The sequence below is a fragment of the Rhizobium sp. SVR5-9E genome (genome assembly GCF_056755095.1).
In genome coordinates this window covers 1-882 of the sequence record NZ_JBNDHS010000223.1, presented here as the reverse complement: position 1 = coordinate 882, position 882 = coordinate 1, and the positions used below count along the sequence as shown (strand labels likewise).

Sequence of the window (882 nt, the reverse complement as noted above, 5' to 3'; positions counted from 1 at the left end):
GATCAAAATCCCGATGATATTGGCATCGACCAGGCGCCGGATCTTGGCCTCGCGCTCCTCGAGGTCACGATAAAGGCGGCTATTTTCCAACGAAATCGCCGCCTCCGACGCAAGCAGCTTGAGGACCGCCATGCGGGCCGGCGTAAAGACGCGCGGCGCTAGATTGTTCTCGAGATAGAGCAGCGCAACCATCCGGCCTTGCTTGATCAGCGGCAGGCAAAGCACCGAGCGGGGCTTGTTGTCGCGAATGTACGCATCATTGAAGTCGTTTTCCGCTGCCGCATCGTCGAGGATTACGGGTTCGCCGGTCCGGGCGACGAAATTGGCGATTGCTCCCGGCATGGGGGCCGTGCTCGGTTCGGGGCGGAGATGGACGGCGACATCGCCGCCGGTCGTTTCCGCCTCGGCCTCGACCCGGAGCTCGCCTCCTCTCGGAAAGATCAGCAGGCCACGCCCCGCTCCAGCGTTTTCGAGAGCCGTGCGCATCAGCGTATCAATCAGCTTCTCCAGCACGATCTCACCCGATATCGCTTGCGATACCTTGATCACCGTCGCGAGATCGAGCTGTTCGACGGGTGTCCCGATCGTACTCGTCGGAAGTGAAACGGCCTGTGGCTCCGCGAGTTGAGGGTAGAGTTGATCCAGTTGGCGTACCTTGCCAATTGCTCCCCAGCGCACGTATTCATACCGGGAATTCCGTAGATACAGCTGGGAGATATCCTCGAAGTCATGAACTGCGTAGAAGCGCGCAGCCAATTCATGGGCGAGCGCTTCGTTGTGGACAAAGCCGTTTGCGCGGGCCGAGCGGATGGCCTGTTCGTAGAGCCGCATGGCGTCGAGCGTGCGGCCTTCGATGCGGGCGATCTCGGCACCGATCAAGGC

Annotated in this window: 1 protein-coding gene; it reads right to left on the bottom strand. The window is 61.0% G+C overall.

Going from position 1 to position 882, the window contains the following annotated elements:
• Positions 1-882: GAF domain-containing protein (locus ACPYOJ_RS34525; protein WP_481420252.1), on the bottom strand; the 882-nt coding region annotated here is incomplete at both ends.